Raw genomic sequence first — 13,023 nt, forward strand, 5'->3', positions numbered from 1 at the left:
ATTGGATGCGTTCTTTTTATTCATATCGAAGCGCGTCGACAGGCTGAAGCTTCGATGCCTTAATGGACGGCAGCAAGCCGAAAATAATGCCGACTGCCATTGAGAAAATGAGTGCTCCGATAACTGCCGGAACGGAGATGATGAAAGGCATCGGAAAGATAACCGTGATAAGTTTAGCGATGCCAAAGCCCGCAAGCACACCGAGAATTCCGCCAATAATTGTCAGCACGACGGCCTCTGTTAAAAATTGAAATAAAATCACGCGCCGCTTGGCACCGAGCGCCTTCTTAATTCCGATTTCCCGCGTGCGCTCCGTCACTGAAACGAGCATAATGTTCATGACACCGATGCCTCCGACCAAAAGTGAGATGCTGGCAATTCCGCCAAGCAGCAGAGCAAATGACTGGTTAAAGGATTCCACTTCCTGAGCGACCTCCTGAAGATCCATCACGCTGTACTCCGCTTTTTCCAAATCAGCATCTGACAGTCCTTGATTTAGAAGATCCGCGGCCATTACACCGGCTTCTTGGATATGCTCAGAAGAGTCTGCCTGCACCGCAATCTGTGTCGGTGCGTCGAATCCTTCAATTAGCGGCCACACTTTTTTCGGCGCATATAAAACCGGATTCGCATAGTCGCCACCAAACATGCTTTCTTCCTGTTTCTTTTCTTGAAAAACACCGGCAACCCGGAACGGCACACCGTTCAGCTCGATGTTTTTGTGGAGAGCGTCCCCGTCAGGAAACAGCTCATCTCTTGCAGCCTCATTGATCATAACCACTTGGTGTGTGCTGTTTAATTCTTTTTCCGTCAGTTTTCTCCCCTCTGTGATGCTGATCGGGAACATATCAAAATAATCAGCATCAACTCCGTACACTTGGGGATATGAAACGTTCGTTAAGTGAAAAACGGAGGCGCCTTCAGACAGGTAATATAAAGATAATCCTTTTACAACAGGGTCTGATTTTATCGTCTCAATCGTTTCTTCAGATACAGGGGGGGCGGACGTATAAGAAACCTCCTGGTAACCGCCTTCCTCCTCCCCGCCTGTTGGCTGGTACACTACATTAATCGCGTTATTTCCCATGCCAATCATACTTTGCTTTAATTGCTCGCTTTGGCCTTTCAGCATAGAAACGATCGCAATGATCGCCGCTATACCGATAATGACACCAAGCATCGTAAGAATCGACCTCAGCTTATGTGAAAAAATAGATTGAAAGGAGATCCGAATATGTTCAAGCATGGCTAATCCCTCTCTCGTCTAACACTAATTCTCCGTCTCTGATAAAAACGGTTCTGTCGGCTTTTCTGGCGACGTCCGGGTCATGGGTGATCATGATAATCGTTGTGCCTTCCTGATGCAATTGTGAAAACAGCGACAAAATTTGTTCACTTGATTTTGTATCAAGCGCCCCGGTCGGTTCATCTGCCAGAATAAACCGCGGCTGATTGACAAGGGCTCTTGCAATCGCCACCCGCTGCTTTTGTCCGCCGGACAGCTTTGGCGGTTTGTAGGAGATCCTATCTTTCAAACCAACCTTTTCAAGAGCTTCGTAGGCTCTTTGCCTTCTTTCTTTTTTCTTTACCTTATTGTAAATCATCGGCAGCTCGACATTTTGCAATGCGGTAAGGCGCGGCAGCAAATGAAAGGTTTGAAACACAAATCCGATTGATTCGTTGCGAATGTCAGCCAAAGCACCGTCTTTCCCTTTTAATACATCCATTTGGTCTAGCATATAGGTTCCGGAGGTCGGCCTGTCCAAACAGCCTATAATATTCATTAACGTAGACTTTCCTGAACCGGACGGCCCCATAATGGCCAGAAATTCACCAGCCTTGACGGTGAGATTAATCTGCTTTAAGATCGGCACCTCTTCTTTGCCCAGCTTGTACGATTTAGAAACATTATTCAGTGTCAGCATTGACTGTAACCTGCTTTCCTTCCTTGACCGCGGGATCAGGATAGATCACATAATCTTCCGGTGTCAGGCCGCTTTTGATTTCGACCATGTCACTTTCGTCTGTTTCCCCGATTTCAACAGGCTGTTTAACCGCCTTCTGATCCTCATCCGTCTTCCAAACATACGGTTCGCCATCGTCCGGGATAATCATGTCGGAAGGCAGCTTAATGGTATTCGCATCAGCTTCGTCACTAATGACTTCAATGTTGACATGATAGCCGACTTCAAGGCCCTTATGGCTGTCCAATAAAACAGTGAAAGGATAGTTAGAAGATTGGGGATTCATTTCCTCTTCAGCATAACTTTCTGACGCTTCCCCCTCACCTGTTCCAGCAGGAAGCTTGCCGATTGAAGTAATTTTGCCTTTCCACTCGCCTTCACTGCCTGTTTTCAGCGTAACTCTGACCTTGCTGCCTTTTTTAATCGTGTCCATTAACAGCTCGTTGATTTGGCTTTTTACAAGGTATTTGCCCGTTGAAACGATTTGGATATACGGTCCTGCTGCCTGATCACCAGTTGCGCCGTCCGCAATATCCTGATTGACGCTTTGAACAATACCGTCATGCTTGCTTGTGATCACATTTGAACCTTTGTTTTTCGATTGTGCAGCCAGTTCTTTTTGGTGCTGCTTCAGTTCAAGCTGGCTTGTCTTTAAATCAAAATTGGCCTGGTCAAGCTCGTCTTGAAGCTGTGCTTTCTCGTCTTTTCCGGCTGTTTTCAGCTTCTTCTCTGTTTCTGCTATTGATTTTTGCAAGCGGCTGATTTGAAGGTTTGTCATTTCAATTTGTAAATTGCTTTGCTCAATTTCGTCAGAATGATCCTCGCCCTCGTACTCAAAAAGCTTATCGCCTTTTTTGACCTTATCGCCTTCTTTGACGTACGTTTTTTTAATGCTTCCTTTCTCTGAATCTATGTATACTTTTTGCTGTTTCTCTGGTTCAACTTTTCCTGAAAACGATTGGGCTGATTCAGATTCACCGCCCATATACACCGCGACTGATTCAGCATAAGGCTCCGATGAAACGGCAACTTGATTCATGTGAGTAAAAAAGTAAAAACCGCCGGCGCCGATCCCCGCCAGTACGAGCACACCGGCACATATCGAACCGGCAATAAGCCATTTTTTCTTCTTGGACACAATGATCTCCTCTTTCTGTAATCTTCGTAATATTTTCGAAACATTCTAACCAATATTATCTATTAATTCAAATAGACTTTCAATCTTTTTCTTCAAAATACGGAATTTGTAAGTGAAATTACATTTTTGGGGGTTGAAAATAAAAAATCCCGGCGTTATACCGGGATTTTTCTTACACAGAAACAAGCTGTTTTTCAGTTTTAATCAGGTCATAGGTTAAGCATACGGGTTTATTTGTACGAGGATCAGTGACGATTTCAGCATCAATCTGGAATACCCGCTTCAAAATATCCGGCGTCATGACCTCCAGTGCGGTCCCTTCCTTGATGACCTTGCCTTTTTTGAGCGCAATCATATAATGGGAAAAACGGGCCGCATGATTCAGATCATGAATGACCATTAAAATCGTCCGCCCCTGTTCCTTGTTCAGTCTGTCAAGCAGCTGCAGGATTTCGAGCTGATGTGCAAGATCGAGATATGTTGTAGGCTCATCAAGCAAAAGCAGCTCTGTCCCTTGTGCAAGCGCCATCGCAATCCACACGCGCTGACGCTGTCCGCCTGACAATGCCTCAATCGGACGCTCTTGGTATTCCGCCATGCCGGTTTCTTCGAGTGCCCATTTGATGATGCGGCGATCTTCATCATTTAATCTGCCGAAGCCTGATTGATGGGGAAATCTGCCGTACGACACCAATTCGTACACCGTTAATCCGCTCGGAGCCTCAGGCGTCTGCGGCAGAATGGCCATATCCTTCGCAATGTCCTTAGTAGACATTTTATGAATCGCATTGCCGTTTAAGTAAACGGCACCTTGATGCGAGCGCATAATTCTGGACATCGTTTTTAATATCGTTGACTTTCCGCAGCCATTCGGCCCAATTAAGGTTGTTATTTTTCCTTTAGGAATGGATATATTTAAATCTTCTACAATCAGCCTGTCGCCATAACCGATCCCAAGCTGTTCCGTTGATAATGAATTCAAGTTCGGTCCCCTCCTCAATTCGATTTCATCAATAAATAAACAAAGTAAGGCGCACCTAAAACGGAGATGACAAGTCCGACCGGAATTTCTGATGGTGCCAATACATTTCTCGCCAGCGTATCAGCCAGCAGAAACAGAAACGCGCCGATAAAGGCGGAAACGGGTATAAGCGTCTGATGGCGGGGACCGGTAAGCCTTCTTGCCACATGCGGTGCGATTAATCCGAGGAACGCGATGCCTCCTGCAGCTGCCACACAGGATGCGGCAAGAGCGACCGCTGCCAGAAGGAGAATCCGTCTTTCCTTTTCAACAGCAGTGCCAAGTCCGGTCGCTAATTGGTCTCCCAGCTGTAAAATGTTCAGATATCGTGCTTTATATAAAGTAAAAGGAAGCAAAATCACAATCCAGGGGAGTACCGCCCAGATCATGTTCCAATTGGCCCCCCATATCGAGCCTGATATCCAAACCGCAGCCTGCATAAAGTCATGCGGGTCCATTTTGAGCTGAAAAATAAGCAAAAGGGCATTAAATCCCGCATTCACACCGATGCCGACCAGGATCAGCCGAATCGGAGTCACACCTTTTTTCCAAGCCAGGAGATAAATGAGAAACGCAGCGAGGAACGCGCCTGCCAGAGCACTGAACGGCAGCATAAACGTCCCTAAGAAGCCCAGATCTGATGCCGACCCTTGAAAAAAGTAAATAAAGAGCACAACAGCAAGCGAACCCCCCGCGTTAATCCCGAGAATACCCGGTTCAGCCAAATCATTTTGAGACACGCTTTGCAAAATGGCTCCGGCAACAGCGATACCCGCCCCAACAAGCAACGACAAAACTATTCGCGGCAGCCTGAACTCAAATAAGACAAGCTCATCCCGCGCCGTCCCTTGCCCGAAAAAGACCTTGAGCGTTTGCAATGGAGCAATTTTAATGACACCCAGATTCAGACTGATAAAAAAGACAAGCACGATCAGCAGTAAAGTCACCGCTATTACCACAAGAGGTTTTTTCGTTTTCGTTTTCATTACAGCCCTCTCCTTTCACGACGTGCCAAATAAAAGAAAAAGGGAACACCGATGAGAGAGGTCAGAGCGCCGACAGGCGTTTCAAACGGCGCGTTCACGAGTCTGGCCGCAATGTCAGCAAAAACAAGCAAAACAGCCCCAAGCACCATCGAGCAAGGAATGATCCACCGATAATCAACCCCTACCAAAAACCTTGTGATATGAGGAATGATCAGTCCAATAAATGCAATAGTGCCGGCAATGGAAACAGCAGCACCGGTCAACACCACAACGACAAGCATCCCAACCAGTTTTACCGCAGAGGTATACTGCCCAAGCCCCTTCGCCAGATCGTCACCAAGGCTTAACACCGTCACAGACCGGGCAATGATAAAAGCAAGCGTTATACCGACAGCTCCTGCGATAACCAGCAGCTGTACGCCTGACCATTTCACACCCGCTACCCCGCCTGCGTACCAAAAGCTGACATCCTGTGCTACATCAAAACGGAGCGCAATTGCGGTTGAAATGCCCGTAAAGAAATAACTGACGGCCGTTCCGGCAAGAGCAAGCTTTACAGGCGTGAGACCGCCTCTGGAAAACATGCCGATGCCCAATACTGTCGATGCCCCCAGTCCCGCACCCGCAAAGGACCACAGCACAAGCCCGATGGCTGAAAGCCCTGGAAAAAAAGCAAACGCAATTGAAATGGCAAAAGCAGAGCCAGATGTTATCCCCATGATAGAAGGCTCCGCCAATGGGTTTCTTGTCATGCCCTGCATGATCGCCCCAGACACGGCTAACAATGCGCCGACAAGTGCGGCGGCAGCCGTTCTTGGCAGCCGAAGATCGTGTATAATTTGGTGGGAGGTTTCATTTGGCTGAAAATGAAAGATAGCGTCCCACACAGTCCGTAAATGGATATCCGCAGCACCGAGAGAAATGGACAGCATCGCCCCGAAGCATAGGAAACATAACCCCGCTACAAGCACAATGACCGCACCTAACGACCGGGATGTCCATTGAATTTCTTCATCTAATATCATCTGTTTATTTTTCATGTGACTCAACAGCCGTACTTCCTTTCGATAATGATAATGATTATCAATTGCTGTTTCAGTATATCACTTTTTTCCGCTGATTTAATAGAGCGTTTTGATAAAAATGAGAATATAAATGCAAAAATATCGTGTCAACTGGCACTTGTGATGGTATAATCACAGATGATAATGATTCTCTTTATCATCTATTTTTTTGAAAGAAGGTATGAGATATGACCCATACATACAAAAAGCTTGGCGCCGCTTTTTTTGCTCTTTTATTGATTGCAGCGCTGGCAGCCTGCGGAAATAATTCAGAAAGCAAAGGCTCTTCCTCTGATTCAAAAGACGGAGAAACCGTTACATACAAGGCTGAAAACGGAAATGTGAAAATTCCTAAACATCCTAAACGGGTGGTTGTCATGGCTGACGGCTACTACGGAGACTTCAAAACACTGGGCATCAACGTCGTCGGTGCACCTGAAAATGTATTTAAAAACCCTTACTACAAAGGTAAAACCGACGGAGTCACAAATATCGGAGACGGCACTTCTGTTGAAAAAGTGATTGATTTAAAGCCTGACCTGATCATCGTTTGGACAACACAAGGCACCGATATTAAAAAGCTCGAAAAAATCGCACCAACTGTTGCGGTGAAATACGATAAGCTCGACAACATTGAACAGCTGAAAGAATTTGCAAAAATGACAGGAACGGAAGATAAAGCGGAGGAGTGGCTTGCCGAGTGGGACAAAAAAGTAGCGGCAGCCAAAACAAAAATTCAAAAAGTCATCGGTGACAAAACAGTTTCCATTATGCAAACAAACGGCAAGGACATTTATGTATTCGGTAAAGATTTCGGAAGAGGCGGAAGCATCGTCTACAAAGATCTTGGTTTACAGGCCACAAAGCTGACAAAGGAAAAAGCCATTGACCAAGGCCCAGGATATACCAGCATTTCTTTAGAAAAGCTCCCTGACTTCGCCGGAGATTACATTTTCGCGGGTCCATGGCAATCAGGCGGAGATGACGGCGGCGTATTTGACAGTTCCATTTGGAAAAACCTCGATGCTGTCAAAAATGATCATGTCTATAAAATTGACCCAATCGGCTTCTATTTCACAGACCCAATTTCACTAGAAGGACAGCTGAAATTTATCACCGAAAGCTTAACAAAATAAACAAAGAGCCGCACTGATCTGCGGCTCTTTTCTATTTTGCAAAGAAACCGACAAGCCGGAGCACCTCATACTGAACCACATCGCATATTTTCTTACTCCATTCATACGAAGCGCGTTCCTGTCAGCTATTTTGTGTATGACATTCGTGGAGTAATATAAAAAAGACACCTGACTGCATTGTCAGGTGTCTTTTTTTATGCTTGTTTTTCTTTCGAGAATTTCTTAATCACAAACGGATAAATCACCAGACCGACAAAGAACAAACCGATGCCGAGAATAAATGTCGTTAAATCGGCAGTTCCTGTTACGATAACAAACAATGAGTATACACACGCTAACAACGCGATCAATCCGTCTTTTACGCGGGAGCCTTTCAGCTGATCATACGTTTCGCCTTTTATAACCAGCTTTAGACTGTAGATCGCAGACACTAAATACGGAATTAAATACGCAAGAGTCGCTGCTGTCGTTAAAAATGTAAATGCGTCACTTATTGTCCGGGAAATAACAGAGAATATGAAGACCTGTGACATCACATTTGTAATGATCAGAGAAATAACCGGGCTTCCCTTTTTATTCGTTTTCGCAAAGACCGCCGGAAAATCGCCTGCTTTAGCAGCTTGGTATGGAACCTCAGAGCCAAGCAAAATCCAGCCGAGCATCGTTCCGAATAAGCAAAGAATCGCAAGTAGTGCCATGATCACGCTTCCTGCGTTTCCGACAATCGCATACAGCACATCAACGAACGGTTTTTCAGATCCGACAAGTTTATCGTGCGGCAGAACACCCATCGTGATCAATGTCACTATAATGTAGATGCTTAACGCGATCAACAACCCTGTGATTGTTGCACGCTTGACATCACGCTGAGTACGCGCGCGTCCAGACAAGATCACTGCTGATTCAATTCCGACAAACGCCCATAAAGTAGAAATGGCGGCGTTGTGAACCTGTCCGCCGATGCCAATGGTTGTGCCATTTTCACCTTGAACCGGAAAATAAAAATGATCGAATAATGTCGTTTGAAACACAAACAATCCGGCAATGATAAAGAAAACAAAACCTAATACTTTCGAAAACGTTGTGATAAAGTTTAATTTACTTGCACCGTTAATGCTTGCAACAAGAATCGTGTGCGTTCCCCAGAGCAAAATCGTACATACAGCAAACGTCAGCAATTGGCCGAGTGTCACCTCTTGGCTGCCGACAGCAAACAGTACACGTTTATCAACTAAGATCGGGAAAAACGAAGTCAAGTAACCGGCGAGACTTGTGATAATCGCCACGTTACTGATCCAGCTCGCCACCCAGTAGCCCCACACCATTGTGAATCCGGCAGCGTTCCCTTTCTTCGGATCAGAAAACAGCGCTCTCGCATAACTTTGCGGCCCCGCTGTCAGCTCAGGCTTGCGAATCGACAAGTGCCCGAAGACAAGCGCAATCATCAGCACGCCCGCACCTGTCAAAAGCCAGGCGGACGTGGCGCCAAGCGGACTTGCAATCGAAGCAAGCGAACTCGGCAGGGAGAAAATTCCCGATCCAACCATATTTCCAACGACAAACGCCGTTAATAACCAAAAACCCCATTTTTTTGTCTGTTCCATTCCAGTACCTCCAATGATTCTTTGTACGGACCAGAACCCGAGATCATGTAAATACAAAAAAAGCCTGAACAAAAGTCCATGCTTAAAGAAACACACACCCTTGATCTCCGGATAGCCCTCCGCGAAAAAGCACGCGGCAGTCCTGCACTTATTCAGATACAGTCCCAGCATAGAGAAGGATCGGCTTTCTCCACACTTCGGCGCTGATGCCTTTTACACATGTTTAACAGCTCCTGTCAGCCTGGCATGTGTGACTCATCATCCGCGCAACCTCTACCTCACTGAGAAAGAGTGAGGATTTATTTATTCAGTTACTCCAGAAGATTATCAAAGAAAGAATGATCTGTCAAAGGGAACAGATGGAAAATGCGGATAGAGCCAAGCCCTATCCGCATGCGGTTAGCGATTATTTTTCTTTTTTTGCACAGCTTCTTGAAGCGGATCATCTTTAAGAGCTGAACCGGCATCCTCAAGAGCTCCTTGGATTACGTTTTTTTCTTTTTCAGATCGTTTCCCTTTATCTTTATTAAAGAAAGCCATTCGTATCACCTCTTTTAGAAAATAGGTACATCTTTAAGATGCCTTTTTCTCAGAAAATTATGCGTCTCATTTTTTTATCGGCCAAAGTTCTGTTGCTCAAACATACATTCTCTTGATATATTTGTAATTCAGAGATTTTTGCAAAAGATAAAGGAGAAGCGGGGAAATGACAGGAAAAACACACATCATGGGAGGCATCGCTTCTTGTACCGCAGCAGCTTATTATTATGGATTTGACCCAGTACTCATGGCGGCGTCCGGCGCGGTTGGCGCATTAATTCCCGACATCTGCCACACACAAAGTAAAATCGGAAGAAGATTTCCTATCTTATCGAAAATAGTAAGTTCCGTATTTGGCCATCGCACCTTTACACACAGCCTGCTGTTTCTTCTCATCATGTTTTTTATCACAGCTACATATATTCCAGATAAAAACATATCAGCAGGGCTGATGATTGGAATGGCAAGCCACTTGGTTCTGGATGCCTGGACAGTGAATGGCATCAAATTGTTATTCCCTTCAACCATTCGCATACGGCTGCCGCTGTATATGAAGACAGGCAGTTTTTCCGAACAGCTTGTGTTGGCCGGTCTGACAATAGCATCATGCTATTATTTTTATATGCTGTTCCATGGGCGCATGTTTTAAACCGAGTGCTGAAGCTTGTCTAAGAAGACTGTTTTTAGTAGGTTTTACATAAGAAGCATCTCATGGCAGATGTTCAAGAAAACGTGAGGAGTTATAAATTGATGAAAGGAACCTTTTTTCACAATCAGCGTTTTTTAAGTTTATCCATCTTATTCATGTGGATCAAAACTTATGTGATCTATAAACTGGGCTTTGATTTGCAGACCGACTCTCTATTACAGGAGCTGATTCTGCTGATCAATCCGCTTAGCTTCATACTCCCTCTATTTGGAATTGGCCTGCTTTTACAGGGCAGCAAGCAGCGCATCTTTTTGCTGATTGCCAATTTGGTTCTGACTGCCATTTTGATCTCCAACACGATTTTTTACGGCTTTTATATCGATTTTATTACCATCCCGGTTTTGTTTCAGGCAAGCAACATGAGCGATATGGGCAGCAGTGTAAAAGAGCTGTTCAATCCTTTGTTCATCGCTCTGTTTGCGGATTTGACTTTTCTTCTTCTGCTCTCCAGAAAAGAAAAGAGACCGGAGTCAAAAGCGAACCCTCGTACGGTCAAACGGTACTATGCCGCTTCCTGCGGGTTTCTTATATGTACGCTGGGGCTTGCCGAAATTGAACAGCCGAAGCTCTTGGCCCATTCCTTCGACCGGGAAGTGCTCGTCAAAAGTATTGGTCTGTTTCAGTTTCACATCTACGATACCATTTCTCAGTCTGTCAATATGAGTGCGAAGGCATTTGCCGATGAAGACAGCCTCTCTACAATCAAAAACTACACTGAGGCTGACTACAGCAAGCCCAATCAAAGCAAGTTCGGACTCGCAAAGGGACGGAATGTAATTTTTGTGACGCTTGAATCGACTCAAAGCTTTGTTCTGAATGAAAAGGTAAACGGAAAAGAAATTACCCCGTTCATGAATGACCTGATGAAGAAGAGCTATACCTTTGATCATTTTTATCAGCAAACAGAGCAAGGCAAAACGTCTGATTCGGAATTTATCGTCGCTAACTCTCTCTACCCTTCCCTAAGCGGCGCCGTCTTTTTTACGAAAAGCGACCATCAATTTCATACGATGTACAAATCACTCAAGCAGAATGATTATTATTCAGCCGTCTTTCACGCCAATCATAAGACATTTTGGAACAGAGACGTGATGTATGAAACGTTTGGGATTGACCGCTTTTTTGATGTCGATGAGTTCCATGTGACTCCTGAAACCTCAACAGGCTGGGGATTAAAGGATAAGGAATTTCTGGAACAGTCAGCTGGTAAACTGAAAAGCCTGCCGCAGCCGTTCTACAGCAATTTCATCACATTGACGAACCATTTTCCGTTTGAAATTGACGAAAAGGATCAGCTGATTGATGAATATGATTCAAGCAGCGACCTGTTAAACCGCTATGTGACGACGGTTCGCTATGAGGATGAAGCACTGAAGCATTTTATCAAAAAGCTCAAGGATGAAGGCTTATACGAAAACTCGATGATTGTCTTTATGGGAGATCATTACGGCATCTCAGAAGCTCATAATAAAGCCCTGGCAGAGTTTTTAGGAAAAAGTGACATTACGCCGTATGACACCGTCCAGCTTCAGCGGGTGCCGTTTATCATTCATATTCCTGGAATCACTGATCAAAATCCGGAAACAATCTCCGATGCCGGAGGGCAGGTTGACGTCAGGCCGACTCTGATGCACCTACTCGGATTCAATACAAAAGGTGATATTCAGTTCGGCAATGATTTGCTGTCAAACGACCGAACGCCATTTGCCGTGCTGAGAAACGGCAGCTTTATCACGAACGACTATGTGTATACGAAAAACACATGCTACAGCCAAAAAACAGGAGAAGTGTTAGAAAACCAAGATGCGTGCACTCCCTATAAGGAAAAAGCAAATGAAGAGCTGTCTCTCTCTGATAAAATGTTAAACGGAGACCTTCTGCGTTTTTATGGTCAATAAAAAAATCCCTCTTAGAGGGATTTTTTTTCATGTTTCGTATATCACTTTGCCTGTCAGCTTCGTTTGATAGCCATTGAGATGAGATAGGTTGGCCTTATATTCTTCCGATTTCAAGATGCTCTTTACAGCTTTAAGCAGCTGCTGGTGTTTTTTCAAAATGACAACGTCGTATTGCTCCTCGATGAGCGGGATAAAATCAACGCTTCCCATATGTGCCGCGTGCTGCGCCCCGATTCCCGCGTCTGCCTGTCCGCTTGAGACTTGGGAGGCAACAGCATAATGATCAGTCACAGTGTCACTGTACCCCTTGACATCTGAAGGCGTCACACCAAGCAGACCAAGCTGTTCGTCAAGAAGCACTCTTGCGCCCGATCCTTTTTCTCTGTTGATGATGCGGATGTCAGTTCGTTTCAGGTCATCCCAGCCTTTTATGTTTTTTGGATTTCCTTTTTGAACGTATAGGCCGGCTTTGCGAAGAACAACATTCATCTGACAAAACGGTTCGCCTGTCAGAATGCGTTTGACATAAGGCGTATTATATTGAGCGGTTTCCGCATCGTACAAATGCAGGCTGACAATGTCGCATTTGCCTTGGTACATGTCAATCAGGCTGTTTAAGCTGCCTTTGTATTGGCGGAGCGGCGTCTCTTGAATGGCATTTTCCAAATGCTTGCTGAGCAGATCCATCGATATATCCTGTCCGCTGATAACGACATTCTGCCTGCCCTCCGGCATCGGCTCCTGTGCCTTTCTTGGCTCTTCGTGTGTAGACACAGGCTGAGACATCCTCATGTTTGCCTTATATTGCTTTAAATCTACTTCATCGACACGCATCTGCCTTCCTACACGGTAAGCAGGGATCATGCCTTTTTTAATCAAATCATAAACGGTCAGCTTTGATACCTTCAGCAGACCAGCAACTTCTTCTATCGTATAGGAAGAGGTTTCATTCATTATCATCAC

12 protein-coding genes and 1 riboswitch are annotated in these 13,023 nt (G+C 45.2%); of the genes, 3 read left to right on the plus strand and 9 right to left on the minus strand.

Annotated elements, in window-relative coordinates; all coding sequences use genetic code 11:
* Positions 1 to 16 precede the first annotated feature (16 nt).
* The 6 genes from HC660_RS16765 to HC660_RS16790 all read right to left on the minus strand — a co-directional run bounded on the left by HC660_RS16765 (position 17) and on the right by HC660_RS16790 (position 6,149).
* Positions 17 to 1,246, minus strand: a complete 1,230-nt coding sequence (locus HC660_RS16765) for an ABC transporter permease (RefSeq protein ID WP_168748725.1) — start codon at positions 1,244 to 1,246, stop codon at positions 17 to 19.
* Positions 1,239 to 1,925: an ABC transporter ATP-binding protein gene (locus tag HC660_RS16770; RefSeq protein WP_010331856.1), complete on the minus strand. Its 687-nt coding sequence runs from the start codon at positions 1,923 to 1,925 to the stop codon at positions 1,239 to 1,241. The genes HC660_RS16765 and HC660_RS16770 overlap by 8 nt, the downstream gene beginning before the upstream one ends.
* Positions 1,909 to 3,102 (minus strand): efflux RND transporter periplasmic adaptor subunit, encoded by a 1,194-nt coding sequence (locus HC660_RS16775; RefSeq protein ID WP_168748726.1) that lies wholly within the window; start codon positions 3,100 to 3,102, stop codon positions 1,909 to 1,911. The genes HC660_RS16770 and HC660_RS16775 overlap by 17 nt, the downstream gene beginning before the upstream one ends.
* Before the next feature lie 172 nt (positions 3,103 to 3,274).
* Positions 3,275 to 4,084 carry an ABC transporter ATP-binding protein gene (locus tag HC660_RS16780; RefSeq protein WP_168748727.1) on the minus strand — a complete coding sequence of 270 codons (810 nt, stop codon included), beginning with the start codon at positions 4,082 to 4,084 and terminating at the stop codon, positions 3,275 to 3,277.
* Between the two features lie 14 nt (positions 4,085 to 4,098).
* Positions 4,099 to 5,109 carry a FecCD family ABC transporter permease gene (locus HC660_RS16785; RefSeq protein WP_168748728.1) on the minus strand — a complete coding sequence of 337 codons (1,011 nt, stop codon included), beginning with the start codon at positions 5,107 to 5,109 and terminating at the stop codon, positions 4,099 to 4,101.
* A complete protein-coding gene (locus tag HC660_RS16790) occupies positions 5,109 to 6,149 on the minus strand; it encodes a FecCD family ABC transporter permease (protein WP_168749506.1) in 1,041 nt (346 codons plus the stop codon). The genes HC660_RS16785 and HC660_RS16790 overlap by 1 nt, the downstream gene beginning before the upstream one ends.
* A 212-nt stretch (positions 6,150 to 6,361) precedes the next feature.
* Between HC660_RS16790 and HC660_RS16795 the strand changes: the two genes are divergently transcribed.
* On the plus strand, positions 6,362 to 7,309 hold the full coding sequence (locus HC660_RS16795; protein ID WP_168748729.1) for an iron-hydroxamate ABC transporter substrate-binding protein: 948 nt from the start codon (positions 6,362 to 6,364) through the stop codon (positions 7,307 to 7,309).
* A gap of 194 nt (positions 7,310 to 7,503) precedes the next feature.
* On the opposite strand, the gene HC660_RS16800 is transcribed toward HC660_RS16795, so the two are convergent.
* Together HC660_RS16800 and sspJ are read right to left on the minus strand one after the other, a co-directional pair.
* A complete protein-coding gene (locus HC660_RS16800) occupies positions 7,504 to 8,913 on the minus strand; it encodes an amino acid permease (RefSeq protein WP_168748730.1) in 1,410 nt (469 codons plus the stop codon).
* 104 nt (positions 8,914 to 9,017) lie between these two features.
* Positions 9,018 to 9,197: riboswitch (Lysine riboswitch) on the minus strand.
* Between the two features lie 115 nt (positions 9,198 to 9,312).
* Positions 9,313 to 9,453 (minus strand): small acid-soluble spore protein SspJ, encoded by a 141-nt coding sequence (gene sspJ / locus HC660_RS16805; protein WP_010331863.1) that lies wholly within the window; start codon positions 9,451 to 9,453, stop codon positions 9,313 to 9,315.
* Between the two features lie 166 nt (positions 9,454 to 9,619).
* On the opposite strand from sspJ, the gene HC660_RS16810 reads away from it, so the two are divergent.
* Together HC660_RS16810 and HC660_RS16815 are read left to right on the plus strand one after the other, a co-directional pair.
* The gene (locus HC660_RS16810) at positions 9,620 to 10,102 is read left to right on the plus strand and encodes a metal-dependent hydrolase (protein ID WP_024122827.1); all 483 of its coding nucleotides are present in this window, start codon (positions 9,620 to 9,622) and stop codon (positions 10,100 to 10,102) included.
* A 101-nt stretch (positions 10,103 to 10,203) separates the two neighbouring features.
* A complete protein-coding gene (locus HC660_RS16815) occupies positions 10,204 to 12,060 on the plus strand; it encodes an LTA synthase family protein (protein WP_168748731.1) in 1,857 nt (618 codons plus the stop codon).
* Positions 12,061 to 12,087: 27 nt separating this feature from the next.
* Here HC660_RS16815 and HC660_RS16820 read toward each other — a convergent pair whose 3' ends face one another.
* Positions 12,088 to 13,014 (minus strand): helix-turn-helix transcriptional regulator, encoded by a 927-nt coding sequence (locus HC660_RS16820; protein ID WP_168748732.1) that lies wholly within the window; start codon positions 13,012 to 13,014, stop codon positions 12,088 to 12,090.
* Between the last annotated feature and the right edge of the window lie 9 nt (positions 13,015 to 13,023).

Origin of the sequence: Bacillus mojavensis (assembly GCF_012648005.1) — a bacterium.
Taxonomy (GTDB): domain Bacteria; phylum Bacillota; class Bacilli; order Bacillales; family Bacillaceae; genus Bacillus; species Bacillus mojavensis.

Excerpts from the sequence above, each read along its gene's own strand:
- HC660_RS16810 (WP_024122827.1), top strand. The coding sequence starts at position 9,620 with ATGACAGGAAAAACACACATCATGGGAGGCATCGCTTCTTGTACCGCA.
- HC660_RS16770 (WP_010331856.1), bottom strand. The coding sequence starts at position 1,925 with ATGCTGACACTGAATAATGTTTCTAAATCGTACAAGCTGGGCAAAGAA.
- HC660_RS16765 (WP_168748725.1), bottom strand. The coding sequence starts at position 1,246 with ATGCTTGAACATATTCGGATCTCCTTTCAATCTATTTTTTCACATAAG.
- HC660_RS16800 (WP_168748730.1), bottom strand. The coding sequence starts at position 8,913 with ATGGAACAGACAAAAAAATGGGGTTTTTGGTTATTAACGGCGTTTGTC.
- HC660_RS16785 (WP_168748728.1), bottom strand. The coding sequence starts at position 5,109 with ATGAAAACGAAAACGAAAAAACCTCTTGTGGTAATAGCGGTGACTTTA.
- HC660_RS16820 (WP_168748732.1), bottom strand. The coding sequence starts at position 13,014 with ATGAATGAAACCTCTTCCTATACGATAGAAGAAGTTGCTGGTCTGCTG.
- HC660_RS16790 (WP_168749506.1), bottom strand. The coding sequence starts at position 6,149 with ATGAAAAATAAACAGATGATATTAGATGAAGAAATTCAATGGACATCC.
- HC660_RS16795 (WP_168748729.1), top strand. The coding sequence starts at position 6,362 with ATGACCCATACATACAAAAAGCTTGGCGCCGCTTTTTTTGCTCTTTTA.
- sspJ (WP_010331863.1), bottom strand. The coding sequence starts at position 9,453 with ATGGCTTTCTTTAATAAAGATAAAGGGAAACGATCTGAAAAAGAAAAA.
- HC660_RS16815 (WP_168748731.1), top strand. The coding sequence starts at position 10,204 with ATGAAAGGAACCTTTTTTCACAATCAGCGTTTTTTAAGTTTATCCATC.